Annotated in this window: 21 protein-coding genes; 12 read left to right on the top strand and 9 right to left on the bottom strand. The window is 63.3% G+C overall.

All coding sequences use genetic code 11. The features are described 5' to 3' along the window. Nucleotides 1-15: 15 nt before the first annotated feature. The 9 genes from B7R21_RS18810 to B7R21_RS18770 all read left to right on the top strand — a co-directional run bounded on the left by B7R21_RS18810 (nt 16) and on the right by B7R21_RS18770 (nt 9,614). Nucleotides 16-1,281, top strand: coding sequence for an NAD(P) transhydrogenase subunit alpha (locus tag B7R21_RS18810; RefSeq protein ID WP_116284791.1), 1,266 nt, complete (start codon nt 16-18; stop codon nt 1,279-1,281). Then, the gene (locus B7R21_RS18805) at nt 1,278-1,598 is read left to right on the top strand and encodes an NAD(P) transhydrogenase subunit alpha (RefSeq protein WP_116284790.1); all 321 of its coding nucleotides are present in this window, start codon (nt 1,278-1,280) and stop codon (nt 1,596-1,598) included. The genes B7R21_RS18810 and B7R21_RS18805 overlap by 4 nt, the downstream gene beginning before the upstream one ends. Continuing rightward, entirely contained in the window at nt 1,595-3,019 is a 1,425-nt protein-coding gene (locus B7R21_RS18800; RefSeq protein ID WP_116284789.1) for an NAD(P)(+) transhydrogenase (Re/Si-specific) subunit beta, read from the top strand. Before B7R21_RS18805 ends, B7R21_RS18800 begins: the two co-directional genes overlap by 4 nt. 61 nt (nt 3,020-3,080) lie before the next feature. Further along, nucleotides 3,081-4,115, top strand: coding sequence for an alcohol dehydrogenase AdhP (adhP, locus tag B7R21_RS18795; RefSeq protein WP_116284788.1), 1,035 nt, complete (start codon nt 3,081-3,083; stop codon nt 4,113-4,115). Nucleotides 4,116-4,183: 68 nt separating this feature from the next. After that, entirely contained in the window at nt 4,184-5,263 is a 1,080-nt protein-coding gene (locus B7R21_RS18790; protein WP_116284787.1) for a 2,3-butanediol dehydrogenase, read from the top strand. Continuing rightward, on the top strand, nt 5,260-5,715 hold the full coding sequence (locus B7R21_RS20330) for a pyridoxamine 5'-phosphate oxidase family protein (protein ID WP_172592284.1): 456 nt from the start codon (nt 5,260-5,262) through the stop codon (nt 5,713-5,715). The genes B7R21_RS18790 and B7R21_RS20330 overlap by 4 nt, the downstream gene beginning before the upstream one ends. Nucleotides 5,716-5,956: 241 nt before the next feature. Further along, complete coding sequence (locus B7R21_RS18780) at nt 5,957-6,541, top strand: universal stress protein (protein ID WP_116284786.1); 585 nt, start codon at nt 5,957-5,959, stop codon at nt 6,539-6,541. Between the two features lie 12 nt (nt 6,542-6,553). Continuing rightward, nucleotides 6,554-6,958, top strand: coding sequence for a VOC family protein (locus tag B7R21_RS18775; protein WP_116284785.1), 405 nt, complete (start codon nt 6,554-6,556; stop codon nt 6,956-6,958). Between the two features lie 484 nt (nt 6,959-7,442). Beyond that, entirely contained in the window at nt 7,443-9,614 is a 2,172-nt protein-coding gene (locus B7R21_RS18770) for a beta-glucosidase family protein (protein ID WP_116284784.1), read from the top strand. Here the strand turns inward: B7R21_RS18770 and B7R21_RS18765 are convergent. Further along, a complete protein-coding gene (locus B7R21_RS18765; protein WP_116284783.1) occupies nt 9,588-11,024 on the bottom strand; it encodes an MGDG synthase family glycosyltransferase in 1,437 nt (478 codons plus the stop codon). The two genes, B7R21_RS18770 and B7R21_RS18765, sit on opposite strands and share 27 nt — an antisense overlap. Nucleotides 11,025-11,108: 84 nt before the next feature. Further along, on the bottom strand, nt 11,109-12,632 hold the full coding sequence (locus B7R21_RS18760; RefSeq protein WP_253259914.1) for an MFS transporter: 1,524 nt from the start codon (nt 12,630-12,632) through the stop codon (nt 11,109-11,111). On the opposite strand from B7R21_RS18760, the gene B7R21_RS20815 reads away from it, so the two are divergent. Then, nucleotides 12,561-12,827 carry a hypothetical protein gene (locus B7R21_RS20815; protein WP_253259915.1) on the top strand — a complete coding sequence of 89 codons (267 nt, stop codon included), beginning with the start codon at nt 12,561-12,563 and terminating at the stop codon, nt 12,825-12,827. The two genes, B7R21_RS18760 and B7R21_RS20815, sit on opposite strands and share 72 nt — an antisense overlap. Before the next feature lie 12 nt (nt 12,828-12,839). On the opposite strand, the gene B7R21_RS18755 is transcribed toward B7R21_RS20815, so the two are convergent. The 3 genes from B7R21_RS18755 to B7R21_RS18745 all read right to left on the bottom strand — a co-directional run bounded on the left by B7R21_RS18755 (nt 12,840) and on the right by B7R21_RS18745 (nt 14,919). Continuing rightward, a complete protein-coding gene (locus B7R21_RS18755) occupies nt 12,840-13,946 on the bottom strand; it encodes a baeRF2 domain-containing protein (RefSeq protein WP_147305977.1) in 1,107 nt (368 codons plus the stop codon). Between the two features lie 58 nt (nt 13,947-14,004). Beyond that, the gene (locus tag B7R21_RS18750; protein WP_301182570.1) at nt 14,005-14,481 is read right to left on the bottom strand and encodes a universal stress protein; all 477 of its coding nucleotides are present in this window, start codon (nt 14,479-14,481) and stop codon (nt 14,005-14,007) included. Between the two features lie 117 nt (nt 14,482-14,598). Next, complete coding sequence (locus tag B7R21_RS18745; protein ID WP_116284779.1) at nt 14,599-14,919, bottom strand: hypothetical protein; 321 nt, start codon at nt 14,917-14,919, stop codon at nt 14,599-14,601. Nucleotides 14,920-15,223: 304 nt separating this feature from the next. Between B7R21_RS18745 and B7R21_RS18740 the strand changes: the two genes are divergently transcribed. Next, the gene (locus B7R21_RS18740; RefSeq protein ID WP_116284778.1) at nt 15,224-16,057 is read left to right on the top strand and encodes a class II glutamine amidotransferase; all 834 of its coding nucleotides are present in this window, start codon (nt 15,224-15,226) and stop codon (nt 16,055-16,057) included. A gap of 256 nt (nt 16,058-16,313) precedes the next feature. Here the strand turns inward: B7R21_RS18740 and B7R21_RS21045 are convergent, their stop codons facing one another. The 3 genes from B7R21_RS21045 to B7R21_RS20320 form a co-directional block, all read right to left on the bottom strand. Then, a complete protein-coding gene (locus B7R21_RS21045; RefSeq protein WP_172592282.1) occupies nt 16,314-16,535 on the bottom strand; it encodes a cold-shock protein in 222 nt (73 codons plus the stop codon). 126 nt (nt 16,536-16,661) lie between these two features. Then, nucleotides 16,662-16,949 (bottom strand): hypothetical protein, encoded by a 288-nt coding sequence (locus B7R21_RS18730; protein ID WP_116284776.1) that lies wholly within the window; start codon nt 16,947-16,949, stop codon nt 16,662-16,664. A gap of 161 nt (nt 16,950-17,110) precedes the next feature. Then, nucleotides 17,111-17,284, bottom strand: a complete 174-nt coding sequence (locus B7R21_RS20320) for a hypothetical protein (protein WP_172592281.1) — start codon at nt 17,282-17,284, stop codon at nt 17,111-17,113. Between the two features lie 38 nt (nt 17,285-17,322). Here B7R21_RS20320 and B7R21_RS18725 point away from each other — a divergent pair, with 38 nt between their 5' ends. After that, nucleotides 17,323-18,072, top strand: a complete 750-nt coding sequence (locus tag B7R21_RS18725; RefSeq protein ID WP_172592280.1) for a plasmid pRiA4b ORF-3 family protein — start codon at nt 17,323-17,325, stop codon at nt 18,070-18,072. 201 nt (nt 18,073-18,273) lie between these two features. Here the strand turns inward: B7R21_RS18725 and B7R21_RS18720 are convergent, their stop codons facing one another. Further along, a complete protein-coding gene (locus B7R21_RS18720; protein WP_116284774.1) occupies nt 18,274-18,852 on the bottom strand; it encodes a recombinase family protein in 579 nt (192 codons plus the stop codon). Between the last annotated feature and the right edge of the window lie 227 nt (nt 18,853-19,079).

The following is a 19,079-nucleotide window of genomic DNA, read 5'->3' as shown; positions in this document are numbered from 1 at the left end:
TCAGGATGGACCCCCATGACATCGTCACCCACCATCGCACCAAACTCTCCTCCTGCCGACTCTGCGTCCGCGCCGATCCCCCGGATCGACAAATCGCTGGCCCTGACGGTCGGCGTGCTGGCCGAGACAGCTGAAGGCGAGCAGCGGGTGGCACTGGATCCGACGTCCGTCAAACGGCTCGTCGCAGCCGGCCGCACCGTCATGGTCGAGGCAGGCGCCGGCGCGAAGGCGACATTCGACGACTCGGCCTACACCGATGCGGGCGCCACAGTGGCATCCCGCCCGCAGATCATTACCACCTGCACCGTGATTCCGGTCATCCGGTACCCCGACACGGAGCTCACGCAGTCGCTCCGATCCGGGCAGATGATCGTCGGCCTCCTCGACCCGTACAACAACCTGGACGGTATCGCAAAGTTGGCCGAGCGAGGCGTGACGGAAGTGGCGCTCGAACTTCTGCCTCGAACGCTGAGTCGTGCGCAGTCGATGGATGCGCTCAGCTCCCAATCGAGCGCCGCAGGGTACCGTGCAGCAATCGTTGCTGCCGCGGCCTATCGTCGTTACCTGCCGATGATGATCACCGCGGCCGGTACGGCGATACCGGCCAAGGGTATCGTCATCGGAACAGGAGTCGCGGGTCTGCAGGCGATCGCGACGCTCAAACGATTGGGCGCCGTCGTGACGGGATACGACGTGCGTGCGGCTTCCCGCGGTGAAGTGGAGTCGCTCGGTGCAACATTCCTGACCTCCTCAGTCGCGCAGGGAGCAGCTGCGGGAGGGTATGCCCGCGAGATGACCGGCGCGGAACAGAAAACCCAGCAAGATGAATTGGCCAACGCCCTCGTCGACTTCGACATCATCATCACCACGGCGAAGGTTCCCGGCAGAATTCCCCCGGAGCTCGTCTCCGCAGCAACGCTGAAGGCACTACGAGATGGCTCGGTGTGTGTTGATCTCGGCTCGAGCGACAAAGGAGGAAACGTTGCCGGCTCGGTCGACGGCAAGACCATCGTCACCGACGGCGGGGTGACCGTCATCGGGGCGGGTGAGCTTGCCGCCGATCTGCCCGCGTCAGCTTCCCAGATGTACGCCCGGAACATCCTCTCGGTCCTCGCTGCTCTTGCGCCAGCAAACGACATCGTGATCGATCAGACCGACGAGATCCACCACAGCATCGTGGTCAGCCACGGCGGCACCGTCACCAACGCCGCCGTGCGCACAGCACTGAAACTCGACCCCATTCCCGCCGACGAGGCGCCAGCGAAAGTGAACGCATCATGATCGAGCAGCTCTTCAGCAACCTGGCGATCTTCGTGCTCAGCCTGCTCGTGGGTGTCGAGGTGATCAGCAAGATCCCCTCAACCCTGCACACCCCCATGATGTCAGGGGCCAACGCCATCCACGGTGTCGTCATCGCAGGTGCAATCGTGACCGCGGCACTTGCCGACAGCCCGACCGGGTACGTGCTCACCTTCATCGCCGGCGTTCTCGCCGCCGCGAACGTGTTCGGCGGGTACGTCGTCACCGACCGGATGCTCCAGATGTTCAGCAAGCCCAACGCCACCCCCGTGAACACCGACACGAAGGACCCCTCATGAGCACGTTCGAATTCGTCGTCGGTGTTGTCTACCTCGCCGCCGCCACCCTCTTCGTCGTCGGGCTCCACCTCATGCGGGCGCCCTCCACAGCACGACGAGGCAACCTGATCTCCGCCGGCGGCATGGCCGTCGCCGTGATCACCACGATCGTCTTCGCGGCCATCAGCTCCGGGGGCACCTGGATCGGCTGGGGCGTTCTCCTCGTCGGGGTCTCGGTCGGTGCGGTCTTCGGCATCGTGCAGGCGCGCACGGTGAAAATGACAGCCATCCCGCAACTGGTGAGCATCTTCAACGCAGTCGGCGGCGGTGCTGCGGCCGCCGTGGCATTCGCAAGCTTCGTCGCCGACACCGACTCGAGCGCGCTCAGTCTCACAGTATCGATCCCGATCGTGCTCGACGTTCTGATCGGCTCCGTCACCTTCGCCGGATCCCTCATCGCCGCCGGCAAACTCCAAGGCATCATCTCCGGCAAACCGCTCACCTTCCCCGGCGCCCGCATCCTCAACGTGCTCGCCGCCCTCGTCGCGGTCGGCGCCGGCATATGGGCGCTCTTCGGGCCTCCGAACCTGACACTCCTCCTCGTCGTCCTGATCGCCTCGCTCGTGTTCGGGCTGCTGATGGTGCTGCCGATCGGCGGGGCGGATGCGCCGGTGATCGTGTCGCTGCTGAACGCTTTCACCGGCCTTGCGGTGGCGATGGCGGGCTTCGCGATCAACAACCAGGCCCTCATCATCGCCGGCGCGCTGGTCGGTGCGGCAGGAACGATCCTGACCTTGCAGATGGCGAAGGCCATGAACCGATCCGTCGGCGCCATCGTGCTCGGCGGCTTCGGAACAGCCGACAGCTCCGGGACTGCCGCAGGCTCACCTGCGGAAGATCTCACGAACATCCGTCAGCTCACCGCCGATGACGTTGCGATTCAACTCGCCTACGCGCAGCACGTGCTCATCGTGCCGGGCTACGGCCTCGCCGCGGCGCAGGCGCAACACGAAGTCGCTGAACTCGCCAAGCTGCTCATCAGTCACGGTGTCGACGTGAAGTACGCCATTCACCCCGTTGCCGGCCGGATGCCCGGGCACATGAATGTGCTCCTCGCCGAGGCGAACGTGCCCTACGAGCAGATGCTCCAGCTCGACGACGCGAACGCAGCGTTCGACAACTGTGACGTAGCCCTCGTCGTCGGCGCGAACGACGTCTGCAACCCGGATGCCCGAACGCCGGGGAATGCCGTGTCGGGGATGCCGATCCTGAACGCCGACCACGCGAAATCGGTTGTGGTGATCAAACGGTCGATGAGGCCCGGCTACGCGGGCATCAGCAATCCCCTGTTCACCGACCCGAAGACCGGGATGTTCTTCGCCGACGCGAAGAAGGGCCTGGCCGACATCACCACGGCCGTCAAAGAGTACGTCACCGCCTGACAGCTGATGCGGACATCCCTCACCAGAACAATCGACCACCGACTCACACAGAAGGAACATCATGAAGGCAGCAGTAGTCACCTCGTTCGGCGCACCGCTTGAGATTCAGGAGCGGGACATTCCCGAACCTGCCACAGACCAGGTGCTCATTCGCATGGAGACGTGCGGCCTCTGCCACACCGACATTCACGCCGCCCACGGTGACTGGCCCGTGAAGCCGAGCCTCCCCCTCGTGCCCGGCCACGAAGGCATCGGTATCATCGAGAAACTCGGGTCACAGGTCACCGACCGCACCGTCGGTGAGCGTGTCGCCATCGCCTGGCTCGGATCCGCGTGCGGGGAATGCCGGTACTGCATCGATGGCCGCGAAACACTCTGCGAGAAGCAGCAGAACAGCGGGTACTCCATCGACGGAGCGTTCGCGGAATACGCGGTCGCCAGCGCGAAGTACGTCGTTCCGGTACCCGACGGCATCAGTTCGATCGACGCTTCCCCCCTCAGCTGCGCCGGCCTGACCACCTACAAAGCGCTGAAAGTCGCCCACATCAACCCGAGCGAGCTCGTCGGCGTTTTCGGCATCGGTGGCCTCGGCCACCTGGCGGTGCAGTACGGCCAGATCATGGGCGGAACTGTCGTCGCTATCGACATCGAGAAGCCCAAGCTCGACCTCGCAACCGAACTCGGAGCCACCCATGTCGTCAACGCAGCCATCTCAGACCCTGTCGCGGAGCTCACAAAACTCGGTGGTCTCGACGTCGCACTCGTGCTCGCCCCCTCGCAGAAGGTCTTCGAGCAGGCCTTCGCCTCTCTTCGACGCGGCGGACGCCTGATCTGCGTGAGCATGCCCGCAGCCGGCGTGATGCAGATCCCGATCTTCGAAACGGTGCTGCAGGGCATCTCGATCATCGGATCCATCGTCGGTACCCGCCAAGACCTCGCAGAAGTCTTCGCCCTGCACCTCGACGGACGAACAAGGGTCGTGGCCGAACCCCGACAGCTCGACGACGTCAACGCCGCTATGGCTGAAGTTCTCACCGGAGGCGTGACGGCCCGGCTCGTGTTCGACCTCGTTCACGCACCGGTACCGGTGGCGTAAACACCAGCCACTACACAAGCTCAGACTCCGCACGCAATCGACAGAACAACAGAACGGCGAACACTCTCATGAAGGCAGCACGATTTCACGGGCGAGGCGACATCCGCATCGACGACATCTCTGAACCCGAGCTGCGGCCCGGCGCGGTCGCAATCGACATCGCCTGGTGCGGCATCTGCGGCACCGACCTGCACGAATACCTCGAAGGGCCGATCTTCATCCCTCCGACCGGACACCCGCACCCGCTGACACACGAGACCGAACCCGTGACCATGGGCCACGAATTCTCGGGAACGATCACCGCACTCGGTGACGGAGTGACCGACCTGACCGTCGGCGAGAACGTCGTCGTCGAGCCCTACTTCGTGTGTGGAGAGTGCGCACCGTGCAAGGCAGGCAACTACAACCTCTGCACGAAGATGGGCTTCATCGGCCTGGCCGGCGGCGGCGGCGGACTCAGCGAAAAGATCGTGGTCGAACGACGCTGGGTTCATCCCATCGGCGAGATTCCCCTCGACCAGGCGGCCCTTATCGAGCCGCTGTCTGTCGGCCACCATGCCTTCGTGCGCAGCGGCGCGAAATCAGGCGACATCGCTCTCGTCGGGGGCGCTGGACCCATTGGATTGCTGCTGGCCGCGGTACTCAAAGCCGAGGGCCTGACGGTCATCATCTCCGAGCCGAGCGCAGCACGAAAGGCGAAAGCGGTATCGACCGGCGTCGCAGATCACGTACTCGACCCCACCACAGACGACATCGTGGCACGCGTGCTCGAACTCACTGACGGAGTCGGGGCCGATGTGGCTTTCGAATGCTCGAGCATCAACGCCGTCCTCACCCAGCTCTTCGACGCGGTACGCCCGGCCGGCGTCATTGTGAACGTCTCGATCTGGTCGCAACCGGCCACCATCGACATGCAGAAACTCGTGCTCAAGGAGATCGACCTCCGGGGCACAATCGCGTACTGCAACGATCACCCGGCCACCATCACACTCGTGCAAGAGGGCAAGGTGAACCTGGCCCCCTTCATCACGGCGAAGATCCCCCTGGACCGGTTGATCGACGAAGGATTCGACACCCTCATCAACCACAAAGAAACCGCCGTGAAGATCATCGTGCACCCCGATTCGACGGAAGAAGAGAACAGTTGAGCGCGTCAACAGAGGACATTGAAGAGTGGTCGCCGCAAGGCCCCGTCACCGAACTTTCAGCCGAACATTGCTGGAAACTCCTCAACACAACCACGCTCGGCCGACTCGGGGTGAGTATCGACAACCAACCCGAGATCTTTCCCGTCAACTACACCGCCGACGGCGCCTCGATCATCTTCCGAACCGCACACGGAACGAAGCTCCGTGACTTGCTCATCAACAACACGGTGGTGCTCGAAGTCGACGCTCAAATCGAGAACGGCGCCTGGAGCGTCACCGTCAAAGGCGCCGCCGCGATCATCGGACCCGACGCCCCGCCCGGATCAGACGCAGACGAGTTTCTTCCGCGCTGGATTCCTACAGAAGAATTCGTCTACGTACGCATCACCCCCACTGAAATCCGAGGACGAAAATTCGAACACGAGCTCCGCCTCATCATCCACCCCGCCTGACAGAACAGCACGATACAACTCGTGATTTGCTGGCGTTCTCCCCACGAGCGCATGCTCGCCAGGCTCTCCGGTGAGGTCGGCTGCACACCCGGTTCAAAACCGTCGCCAATGGTGACGGATACTCCTCCCGCCTCCAGCAGGTGCACACTTTGCGGAACCCCCGCCACGATCTCCCCCGATGATGAAAGGTAGTGACCTTCGGCCCTGTCCGGGCGGTACGTTCGCCTGCGAACCTGACGTCATGACCACCCCAACCACGCACGACACGCATAACGAAACCGGCCTTCCGGCCGATGAGATATCCGACAGCAGGGTCTCCCGATTCGGCGTCGACGGCACCGGTGTCGCAACCGACGACTACGACCGGGCGCCCTCAACAGAATTCGGTACCCCGGCAGCGCATCCGCGAACCACCCGCGTTGTCGTCGGGCTCGACGGTTCCGCAGAATCCCTCGATGCGCTGCGACGCGGGATACTCGTTGCGACCGGAGCGAACGCGAGCGTGCAGGGCGTAGTCGTCTGGCACAACCCCAGCGCATTCGGCAGCTACGGGTTCTCCGACTGGTCTCCCCGGGCCGACGCCGAGCAGATCATGGCCGACGCCGTGGACCAGGTCTTCGACGGGTCAGCCCCGGCGTGGTTTACCCAGACGATTCGGCAGGGGTACCCGGCGGAGATCCTCATCGATGAGAGCCGCGGAGCGGAGATGCTCGTCGTCGGCAGCCGCGGCCACGGCGGGTTCGCCGGCCTGCTCCTCGGCTCTGTCAGCACAGCCTGCGCCGAGCACGCGCACTGCCCCGTACTCATCATGCACGACGACCGCTAGACAGCGCCGTCGATGCGTCTGTCCTCGGCGGTGATGTTCGTCACGAACCTCGACCGATCCATAGACTTCTATACCAAGCTGCTTCAAGCATCCGTCACCACCCGCGACACCTCAGCTGCGCTTCTTGTCGGTCCGGGCGACTACCAGCTCTACCTGCGGGACCGCGGGAACCGCACCGAGCACGCACTCGGCTCGATCGGCATTCAGTACCTCATCTGGAGCTCAGACACCCTCGAAGACCTCCGCAGATGTGAAGGGATCCTTCGAGAGCTTTCGGACCACGTCACCGCGCAGACCATCGACGGTTTCGACATCGTCGAAGGACCAGGACCTGACGGGGTACCCATCGTGATCGTCTTCCCCGGACCTGACGAATTACGCCGCGACCAGATCATCCCCCGCATCTATAGCTGGTAACGCGCGTCCCGATCCGGGACTGTTCGGGACCAACGGCACTGCAGCACGAACGATTCTTCGGTCAGAGTTGCGACGTAATCAACAGAAAAGTTCTGCACAGCTTTCCCGAACGAAACGAGATGTGCACTGACAATCTCCCTCGAACCGACCGGTTCGGCTACCGAAGCCAAAGCGATCCCACAGCTGGCGTCAGCCGAAGCATCCCTCGTTACGGCCTCTGCAGGTCACCACCGCGAAACACATAAGACAGGATCTCCACAATGAAACCTCCTACCCGAGACGACGGATCCGAAAGCGATCGCATCGAAACTGCTGAAGACATTCTCGAGGAACAGATCGTCAACACTTCCCTCGAAGAACAGGGTCTGCTACCCATTCCCGACGCCTCCCCCTCCGACGGGCCAGCGCCCGCCCCGTGACAGCACACTTCTCTGCCGCGATCGCCAGCCCACCACCGACACCATTTTCGTAGAGGGGTACGTGGATGTGCGAGAGCGGCGCCTACGGTGACGCCGTGCGGGCGGTGCGGGTGGGCGAGCTCAACGCGGATGAGGCAGCAGCCCGGCTGATCGACCGGATGACGGTCGCTGAGATACTCGGGCTGCTCGACGGTGATTCTCCCCGGCGCCTGCTGGCGCTCATCCCCCTGTTGCACGGCCGGCGGCCGTTCGTGGCCGGGGCGGTGTCCCGGCTCGGCATTCCCGGCATACGGTTCAGTGACGGTGCTCGCGGTGTCGTCATCGGCTCCTGCACCGCCTTCCCTGTGACGATGGCGCGAGCTGCGACGTGGGATCCTCTCCTTGAGGAGCGGGTCGGTCTCGCGATCGGCCTGGAGACGAGGGCGAGGGGCGCGAACTATTCCGCTTCGGTCTGCGTGAACCTCCTCAGGCACCCCGCGTGGGGCCGGGCGCAGGAGTGTTACGGGGAAGACCCGGTTCTCACCGGCCGGATGGGGTCGGCTTTGACGCGAGGCGTTCGTGTGAACGTGATGGCGTGCGTGAAGCATTTCGCGCTCAATTCGATGGAGAACGAACGCTTCGAGGTCGATGTTGCAGTTGACGAGGCTGCCCTGCATGAGGTGTACCTGCCGCATTTCAAGGCCGTCATCGACGCGGGTGCCGACTCTGTGATGAGTGCCTACAACCGGGTGCGGGGCGAGTACATGGATATCAACCGGGCGTTGCTCACCGATGTGCTGCGCGATGAGTGGGGCTTCCGGGGATTTGTGACGAGCGATTGGGTGTTCGGTACCCATGATCCGGTGACGAGTCTGCAGGCGGGGATGGATGTGGAGATGCCGTTGCGGCTGCTTCGTGCCCGTGCTCTGCCGCTGGCACTCCGGGACGGTGTCCTGGGCCGCGCGACGGTGCTGCAGTCCGCGGCCCAGATCCTCCGCACCACCGTGTTGCATGCGGCGACCCGCGAATCGGCCGAGCCGGGTGCCGCCGTGATCGCCTCCGGCTCTCACCGGGCGCTCGCCCGGAAGGTCGCCCAGGAATCGATCGTGATGCTGAAGAACGACACCATCGGGGCCGCGCCACTGCTGCCGTTGCCAGCTGAGACCAGACACATTGCGATGATCGGTCGGCTCGCTGACAGGGCGAATCTCGGCGATAACGGTTCGTCCCGCGTTCGCCCGCCGTCGACGGTCTCGCCGCTGAAGGGGCTGCGTGAGGCGCTTCCCGGAGTGCGGATCACTCTCACCTCCGGTGACAACGAGCGCGCGGCCATCAAGGCGGCCGCTACTGCAGAGACGGTCATCGTCGTCGTGGGACTCGACCAGCACGATGAGGGCGAGTCGATCGTAACAGGTGGCGTCGATGTCGGTGTGCTCGGCGGAGTCTTCGCGGCGGGCGCCCTCCGCGCGTTGGTGACAGGTGTGGCGCACCTTGTGTCGCGGTTCGTCCGTGGCGGCGATCGTGCCTCACTCGAGCTGCGACCGTCGGATGTGCGCCTCATCACCGTGGTCGCCGCAGCGAACCCTCGCATCATCGTCGTGATGGTCGGCGGTAGCGCGATCCTCACAGAATCGTGGCGAAACCGCGTTCCTGCGCTCCTCGTCGCGTGGTACGGCGGAATGGAAGGTGGCCGCGCCCTCGCGGACGTGCTGTGCGGAAGCGCGGAGCCTGGCGGGCGGCTGCCCTTCCTCCTCCCCACGGATGCCTCTCATCTGCCACCCTTCGACCGATCGGCGAAGTCGGTCGTGTACGACGACTCATGGGGTCAGCGGAGGCTCGACTCTGAAGGGCACCCGCCCGCGTTCCCGTTCGGTTTCGGACTCGGGTACACCACCTTCGAACACCGTCTGCTCAGCCACAGCATCAGCAGCTCGGGAGGCAGCGCAGCTGTGCGTGTGACGAACACAGGTTCTCGTGAGGGCTCGACCGTCATTCAGGTCTATGCCGCAGACCTCTCTCTTCGCAGGCCGACGTCCCAGCTTCTGGGCTTCCAGAAGGTACGACTGCAGGCTGGCGAGGAGACCTCGGTACGGGTGACGCTGGATGCGGGGCCCACGATGCAACGCGATCCGGTCACCCGCCGTTGGACACCCCGCGCCGGACACTGGGCCGTGCTCGCCGCCCAGCAGAGCCCAGCCAGCTGGGAGGGCGCGCGCCCGCTGCGACCAGACTCAGATGCCTTCGACTCGCACGTGTAGAGCATCATCGTTTCGGAGAACGGCCCGGATCACCCGCCGTGCATCCCAGCGGAACGACAGAGGCGAACCTTCGCGGCGCAGCGTCAGACCAGCACCCGAGGCACCGTACTGTGTCTCGAGATCGCCGAGCTCGTCGGCTCGCAGAACGGCGACCGTACTGCCCTCTGAGGCGTCGACCAGCCGCGCGAGTCTGCCGCTCCCTGTCAGATCGCTCGCAACGAGGTGTTTCTCGCTCGCGTCGAAGATGGTCTTCTGTGCTGCACGGGTCACGACCAGCGGCCGCGACGGGCCATCGATGAGACTGCTCAGCACGACAGCCGCGGCGTGCGGCCGGCCGGTTCTTCGAGCTGCGGCCTGCATTCGCAGCAGGCGCTCCGGATTCTGCAGCACCTCGTCGATCTTCCACCCGACCGTGGCAGCCGTATTGCAGCGCACCGCTGCGCCCTGTTCCATCAGGTAGTCGCCGTTTCGAACTTCCTGGCCCGGGATGGGGTTCACCAACACCATGGGCAGACCAGCAGCCATGCACTCCGATGCCGACAGCCCACCCGGTTTGCCGACGAACAGATCCGACTCGCGCAGCAACCGCGGCATCTCCGCGGTGAGGCCGAGCACGCGGTAACGGTCACCGACCGGAGCAACCAATTCCTCGATCCGCCCCCTCAGGGCGTCGTTTCGCCCGCACACGACCGTGGCCGTGAACGGGGAGCGCATGTGCAGCGTCTGCCGCACGACCGCGACGGCGTAGTCGCCACCGGTCGCCCCCGCGGATATCAGCAGCTTCGGAAGCTCTGAGGTTTCGCTCGTTCGCTCGAAGGCAGGCTGTTCGGCAATGGGTATCCCGGAGGCCACGACACGGTCCTGCGGTAAGCCGAGCGCTGTCACCTCCACCCTTCCCTCTTCGCGCGCCACGAAAAGAGCATGGAACGCACCGGTCAGCCAGAGTCCCTGGAAGTCGTAGTCCGTCGTCACGACGGCGGTCTTGGCATGGATCACACCACGGATCACCAGCGTGGCCACCAGCTGGGCCGGCAGGAAGTGCGTGCAGATGATCGCCGTCGGCCGGAACCTCTTGATCGCATCAACTACAGGATGGGCGTTCGCGCGTGTCCAGGGGTCGATCGGTCCGCGTCGCCGAAAAGGAGGGTCGCTGGCGTCGTAGCCCCACTCGACCAGCCATGGCACCTCCTCGACGAGAACGAAGTACCCCTTGCCCAGCACATCCCGGTAGAGCGCGCTGCTCAGGTGCAGAACATCGATGACCTGCACCTCGACGATGTCGGTACGGCCGATGCACGCCTGCTGCAACGCCGCGGCAGCGCTATTGTGCCCAGCACCCACTCCGGCCGAAAGAATCAGCACGCGCTCCCCCGTGTCGGCGTTCGTGCCTCGAACTGACGGTCTGCTCATGAGGCGATGCTAGCGGCCCGCCTCGGTTCGTCGACTGACCTCACAATCCTGAGGTCCACGTTTCGCCAGGATCGCTGATGCATGTCAGCGATCGGTGGAGATGAGTTGGGTGAGTTCGGGTGGACCGGACGCCAACTCAGCGGCGGCGGAGAGGAGTTGGTGGTCGTATTCAGTGAGCCGGCTGCGGTCTTGCTCGAGATGTTCTCTCCATGATCCGATATCGAAGATTTCGACGAAGCTGTCCCTGTGATCTTTGTCGACGTACAGTTCCCAATGACGCGCCCCGGTGCGTCGCCTGCTGGCCTCGACGGCCCGCATGTGATCGATGAACAAGGCGTGCTGCTCGGGCGCGACGTCCCACCTCGAAATGACCAGCGTGGTGGCATCGTCGGTGAAATCGAGTTCGGAGTCGACGATGACCTGATCGATGGTTGGGATGATCGCGGTCGACTGGTCGATGTTTTCGAACCTCGGAAGCGGGCGAAGGAACTGGATAGAAGCAAGGACCAGGAGCAGTATTCCGGCGACCACATTCACCAGGGTGATTCCGAGTGCCTCGGCAACGACGCCGGCTAATGCGGAACCGAGCGCAGCCCCGCCGAAGAAGATGATCTGGTAAACCGATAGCCCGCGGGAACGCACCCAGGTTGGTAAGAAAATCTGAACCGCTGCGCTGAAAGAGGCCACCACGTCGATCCAGGCCACACCGGTTACGAACAACACCACCAGTGTGAGGGGAAGCGAAGCGGAGAGGGTCGCGGCAATTGTCCCGGCTCCGAAAAGTGCGGCCCCTGCAGCGGTGGTGCTGTTGAGACTGAATCGGGTGCGGGTGAGTGGCAGAAGAAGAGCACCCGAAACCGAGCCGAGCCCGAGTGCGGCGAGCAGGAAGCCGTACCCGTCAGAGCCGAGGTGGAGCCGTGAGCTCGCGATGAAGGGAAGGAGGGCCCAGAGCGCGTTCGCCGGAATGATGAACAACGAAAGCCTGAGAAAGAGATTGCGCACGACACCGGAGTAGAGAACATAGCGGAGGCCGGCTCGCGCGGCATCGATGAACGGTTCGACATGAGGGGTGGGCGGTGCGTATCCGCGCCACCGCAGGACAGTGATCAGGAAGAACATGCTCGTCGCGACGTTCAGCGCGAAGACGAAGCCTATTCCCACCGTACTGATCGCAAGCCCTGCGAGGGCTGGTCCTACGGCCCTCGATATGTTTATCCCGATTGCGCTCAGCGATGTTGAACGTGTCAGCTGGGTACGGGGAACGATCTCCTGAACGAGAGCCTGATATGCGGGCAGCTGAAGGACATCGCCGGCGCCGAGCAGGAACGTGAGCGTGAGCAGCAAAGCGGGCGACATCTCCCCGATTACGGTCAGGACGGCCAGAGCAGATCCGACGACCACTTGGAAGCCTTGGACAGCGATCAAGATCCGGCGTCGGTTGAGGAACTCACCGAGCACCCCGGCGGGTATTCCTAGGATGAGGAACGGAACTGCGGCTGCAGTGGAGACCAACGCGACGAGTACGGTCGCGTTGGGTTGACCTACGAGCAACCACTGGGCGCCGACTGTCTGCATCCAGCCGCCGATATCTGCGACGACGACGGCAATCCAGAGAGCCCGGAAGAGCGGGATCCGAAGGGGCGCAAAGGGCGACCCGCCCTCCTTGTGAGCGGCCGGTTGCCCGACAAGAGCGTTAGTCACTGTGAACTCACCCTCCTGGTGATCGGTATATCGATGATCGGCGACGCCTCTGGCTTGTTAGCCGCACTCAACTTCGTGCCGAGTGATGTGCGATTCAGATGAGCCGCGCTGTTCTCATCCGCGGATCAGTGCTGCCGCGGCGTGATCCGGGAGTGTGCCGTGTTCAACGACAGTGACCTCGGCGCCGGTCGCGATCGCGGCGCGAGTGAGCGCCTCCGCCGCCGGAGCAGACTCTACAATCGCCGTTCCGAACGTCTCTGAAGGCACGGCGGCGATCCAGGGTGGGCCGTCCAGAGCCAGGAGTGTGTGAGTCCCAAGCGCCTCAAGGTCAAGGAGAAGCGTGTCGACGGTGGCCTGCTGCAGAGCATGCACGAGGGGCTGCAGGCGATGATCCGTTCCTGAATTGTCGACGCCTTCCTGCATTGCGGCCCGGCTGATCACGTCCTCCTGGTGCGTGCGACGGAGACGGGCCAGGCTTGTCGAAACGAGTTCGTCGAGTTGTTCATCCGATGCCCCAGCGGCGAGGGTATCGGAGCCGAGGGTTACGAGTATCGCCTTGGCCGGCGCTGTGAGCGCGGCCGCGACGAGGTCGACGACGTGTGGGTCGCCTGTCACGACCAGGAGGTGCACGCGGTTCCGTACAATGAGCTCGTTGACCGCCTGGGCGAGCTCTGACGCGTTGCGTTTCCAGATCTCTTCGGTGTGGTGTGCGTGAGGTCGGTGTGAGAGCCCCCCGCCTTTTGCCTCGTGCAGATGCTCCGCTTCACCGATCATGCGCTCATCACTGTCGGAGTGCTCTCGTCCGGAGAGGAAGGTGCGGATGCGGCCACCCCCAGCAGAGGCCTCGAGCACAACGTACGGCACCATCGACTGGCGTTGCACGATCAGCGGAATCAGGTTGGGTAGACGGTCGTAACCCGCCTCGTCTGAGTGCATATCATTGCCGAAAAGGAATTCATCGATGACCAGCTTCCCGTCGCGCACGAGGAGGAAACGGGGGACCTGCTCGCGGTCCTCCGCGTGTTCGGCCAGGATGCCTTCGATCAGGGTGACGTCTGATGCTGGTGATCCGGCAGCTTCCAGTGCCCGGGTGATGGACCTGGCCCGAGGCCCGGGGCGGGCCGCTTCGACCAGGTCGACGGGGAACCCGGCCAACACTCTCGAGAACGAGCCGCCGGTGTTCACAAGCTCTGCAAGGTCTTCGTTCGGGTTTCTAGGCATGGTGGGTTCCTGACTGTGCTCGGGCGTGATCGATGATGGCGAAGACACCTGCGGTCGGTTAATGACCAGCAGTCGACGCGGTGGCGGTCGCATCGCTGGTGCTTACATCGAGCAGGTTCTGGGCTGATTCTGCAGCTGACGTCCCGTGCATGACGAGAACGGGACAGTGGGCTTTCTCGGCGCACTCCGCGCTGACCGATCCGAGGATGAGCGAAGCGACTTCTCCTCTGCCGCGGCTTCCCACGATCAGCATTGCGGCGTCACTGCTGATCTCGATGAGCACTTCGGCGGGATACCCTTCGATGGCCGTCTGGATCAGGTCATCGGGAGGGGAGCCTTCGAAGACTGCGGACGTCACGGCCGTCAACTGGTCGACGGCATCCTGTTCCGGTGAATAGTCGGACGGGAAGACTTCCAACACGCCCGTCGGGAAACGCCAGACGATGATTGCTTGCAGAGGTACTTGGAGTGCGCGCGCAATCACAATCCCTCGGCGAAGAGCAGACACTGATGCTGCCGATCCGTCGACTCCCACGACGACACGGCCGGATGGCCATACTGTGGGTGCCGAATCGCCGATCGCTAAGGAGGAAGGGTGTGCGCGTGAGGCGATCGTCGTGTTCATAGCTGCGTCTCCTACGTCGTATAGAACCTAGAGGCGGCGGATGGCAGCGCGAACGAGAACGGCGCCGAGTGCGAGCCCTGCTCCGGCGGCGAACAGGAACCCGGGGTGTGCGGACGCGCGGTCGTTGAACGTCGCAACCGTCGATCTCGCCTGCGATCGGCCGTCAGCAGCTCCTGCCGTTGCCCTCGCCTTGACGTCTTTTGCCGCCCTCACGCCGTCGCGCATGGAAGCCCGGACATCGTTCTCAGCGGTCCTGGTGACTCCGGCGATGCGGTCGATGGAGTGGTGGGCGTGGTCTGCGACGGTGGAGATCGCCGTGTCCGGCGTGGCGTCCTGCGGAGTGCTCATGCGATGTCGTCCTTCGAGTAGTGGGAGGCCCTCGGGCGATCGGCCGACCCTCCCACACCATTCAGCCCCTCCCCGTACGCGCCGCCCAGTGCCAAAGGTCCCACAATGCCGGGCTGCGCGAAGAACGGGCCGACCCCACGACGCAGAGGACGTTCTCGCCGAGCTTCACTGTTCTATCCGTGCGAGTCGCGCGGCTTATCGCACGGCTCCGCCCTTCCCCCGGGACAGTGGGCGGGCCAGCTCCCTCTGCAGCTGCAGCAACATGTCGCGCGTAGTCTGACGGGAACGTTTGAAAGGCGGTCACATGTGCCGGTTGTTCGGGCTACACACCGGTCGCATGGTCGCGACAGCCGAGTTCTGGCTGGTCGAAGCGGCAGACAGCCTCATCGCACAGAGCACGACGAACACCGACGGCTTCGGCATCGGAACCTTCGGGGAGGACGGTTCACCAAACGTGCAAAAGCGGCCCCTGCCGGCCTGGGACACCCCCTCCTTCACGAAGGAAGCCCACCGGCTGCGCGGCACAACCTTCGTGGCTCACGTCAGGCACTCCACTAAGGGCGGCAAGACAATGGCGAACACGCACCCCTTCCTGCAGCACGATCGGCTTTTTGCACACAACGGAGACATCGGCGGGATGTCCGAACTCGACGCGCAACTGGTGAGCCGCGGCGGTTCAGGGCTCGTCATGGGCGAGACCGACAGTGAGCGTATCTTCGCTCTGATCACCGCCGAGACACGTCAGCACGGCGGAAACGTCCGCGACGGCATCGTCGCGGCCGTCAGCTGGCTTGATGACAACGTTCCGATCACCTCGCTCAACTTCGTGCTCACCACTCCCACCGACCTGTGGGCATTGCGATACCCGGCAACAGATTCTCTCTACCTGCTGGAGCGGCCCGCAGGCGGCGTCGGACCGGAATTGAGAAAGTTCACAGCTCGCGGGTCGCATCTGCATGCCAAGTCCGACGAGCTCCTCGACTACCCGAGCGTTGTCATCGCCAGTGAACGCATGGATGACGAAACGAACTGGCAGCCGATCGAAAGCGGGGACCTCGTGCACGTCGATACGACCCTCACCGTTCGTACCGAATCTGTTTTGGCCGGCTCAGCATCGTCCTGGAAACCCACGGCCTGACCAAGAACTGGAAACCAGGGGCTCGCCCAATGCTCTAGTTGGGAAAGTAGCTCCAAGCGATGCGCCGACAGACCACGCCAGCCGCTCCCCGTGCCCGAAAACCTCACCCTTCGGCCAAGCCAAGTTTCAGGAAAGCTCATGCGAGTCGAAGGACGCCAATTGGCCGTTCTCCCACAGGCTGCCCCTCTCGGTTAGCGTGAGCCCAAAGAGGTTCCGCTGAACGTCCGTCTTGGGCGAAGTTAGACGTGCCCGGCCATCAGGAAGCAGGAACGCGTATTTTCCAAGCACGGTAAACATAGCCATCCACACCAGCTGGAAAGTGCTCGACCTCAAACACGACGTCTTGGCCAGATCGAAGAACCCGATATCCCTCCATCTGAACTTCGGAGAAATGCGCGAACACCTCCGAAGGCACTGCGTCCGAACTCAGGGCACCCCATCCCTCGTCGTCGTTCCACCAAACGACACTTCCGGTCACAGTCTCTACACCGCGAGGATACCTGCAGCGGCATACCCGTCGACGTCCGAGTAAGAGTTCCGGAGGGGGTCCGGTCTTCGGGCCGCTACCCTGTCTGTTTAAAGGGCCTGGTCGGCTTCCCAGGTTTCAGGACGGACGAATGTCTCTCGCTAAGCGCACGAGCTTTTTTGCGTCAACCCTGCCGTGATCCACCGTCTGTACGCGGTCGGCCACCTCGACAAACAGTTCGTAGCTGCGTGTTCCCACGTTCGCGTCTATCCACGCCAGCACCTCTTCAACCGAGTCGGCGCCGTCGATTCTCGTGGGGTCGTGTCGCTCGCTCGAGTTCACAACATGCGTCCAGAAGCAGACCCAGTACACCGCGGCGTCAACCTGAACGCGTTCGAAGAACGACTCATCCCACTCCGCTTTCATGGCAACCTCTCCCAGCAGCTCTCAGACCGAACGGTCTCCTGCGAACCTAGTGGGGCGGACACCCACGCTTCCAGTTCCGCGCCAAGTTTCACTCTCATTGAGGGTCCGACTTGAGGGGCCTGAATCGGTACCCGATTCTGTCTGTTTGCTGGGATCGGGGATTAGTCGCGGAGTGTGTCGATCATGTCCAGCGGCACGTAGAACGTGACCTCACCGGTTTCCGTGTCGATCCGTGCCTTCAGATTGACCTTTTGCATCATCCGATGACCATGGGAAATAGCGACCTTGTACGACGATGCAGCATAGACGTCACAGTCTTCGATGTGCTCAACCATTGACCAAGCCTATCCAACACGGTGCGTACGGACGGGGCGTGAAAAAGCTCGAGGCCGATTCCTCGGCACGGACATCCTGGATACGCACCCACCGCCCTTGGCTGCCGCCGTGGGAGAATCTGGGGATGACGGCAGGAGTGAAACAAACCGGTCCGGCTCTTTTCCGAGTCAGGGTTCATCTCATCGACAGCGATCCGGAGATCTGGCGGCTTTTCGAAATCAATGCGGACCTTCGCCTGCCCCACGTCCACGATGCACTCCAGACCGTGATGGGCTGGGAGAACACTCACCTGCACGAATTCCTCGATTACGACCCGAACGTGAACGGCACCATCACCCCGATGCGGCCAAGACGATGGGCGTCCCCGTTCCTCCGCGAAGACGACGATGACGGCGTCTACCTCGCTGAGGAAGACTTCGCCCTCCGCGATGTGCTCACCGAACAAGCGCCCCTGTTCTATATGTACGACCTCGGCGACAACTGGCTGCACCGCCTGGATTTCATCGAAGCCCTCCCGATGAAACCCGATGACCCCACCGTCACGGTGATCCGGGGTGAGCGGCGTTGCCCTCTTGAAGACAGCGGCGGCATCGATGGTTACGACCACATCCTCGACGTCCTCAGCGACCCCACCGACCATGAACACCACGACCTCACCGAATGGGTCACCAGCGCGCACAACAACCCCCGGCACCCATTCGACCCCGCCACCTACGACACCCGAACCATCAACCACACGCTCCGCCTCGCCCTCCCAGACACCACCACGCACACAAAACGACAATAGGAATCCCGGACGACCTCCGCGGCAGAGTCACCACCAGCGACGAAACGAACGGCACCATCAATCGGGCTGTCAGTCTCCTATCGGGGCCGGCCGTCGAGATCCTGTCCAGCGCTCCTACCACCGGGGGCGCAACATCATCGAAAGGTGCTTAAGCAAGCTTCAACAATCGCGTCGACAACTCCCCGGCACCCTCAGTGTCTACTAAGTCAACGACCCAATCCGCCGGTACAACGTCGCCCGTGACATGCCCAGATCCCTAGCGACCTGAGCTGCCGGCTCCCCCGCATCAATCAGACGGCGTGCGTTCGCGATCTGACTATCTGTGAACTGCTGACGCCTCCCACCGAGGTCCTTCCCTGCTGCGCGGCGTTTTGTCACGCTGTCCGTGATGCGTTCCCGCTTGATGTCGAGCTCCATCTGCGCAAGAGCCGCCATCACCGTGAACACCATCGACCCCATCGGGGTCCCCGTGTCCACATTCCCACCCCCCAAGTTCAGCACCCGAAGACCCGCGCCTCTCCCCCGAAGCATGTCCGGCAACGCCAGCATGTTCTGTGTTGACCGGCCCAACCGGTCAAGCGTCGTCACAACCAGAGTGTCACCGTCATGCAACGCCAACAACGCCCGATCAAACTCCGGCCGGCTCGCCCTGGCCCCACTCACCCCATGATCCACATACAAATCATCCCGGCGCACCCCCGCAGCCAAAAGATCTTGCTCTTGACGGTCGGTGTCCTGGTTCTTCGTCGACACCCGCGCATACCCAATCAACCTGCCCATAACCACTCCCCCACCTGTCCCACAACCGTACTTCGCTACACCAATTCTAGACGGAGGTTGCGACACATAGCTGCGAGAAACAGGCCGTGTCAGCACAACCGGGTCTGTAACGTTTTCGGTGTTTCCGGCATTTTTGGTTAGTAGGTTTCTGCTGCCGGCCAGCGGTCGGCGAAGGTGATCGCGAACGCGTTCAGCGCGGGTTTCCACCGCACTGTCCAGCGTGTCCT

This window comes from Subtercola boreus (assembly GCF_003399625.1).
Taxonomy (GTDB): domain Bacteria; phylum Actinomycetota; class Actinomycetes; order Actinomycetales; family Microbacteriaceae; genus Subtercola; species Subtercola boreus_C.
This window is presented reverse-complemented; position numbering and strand designations above follow the sequence as displayed.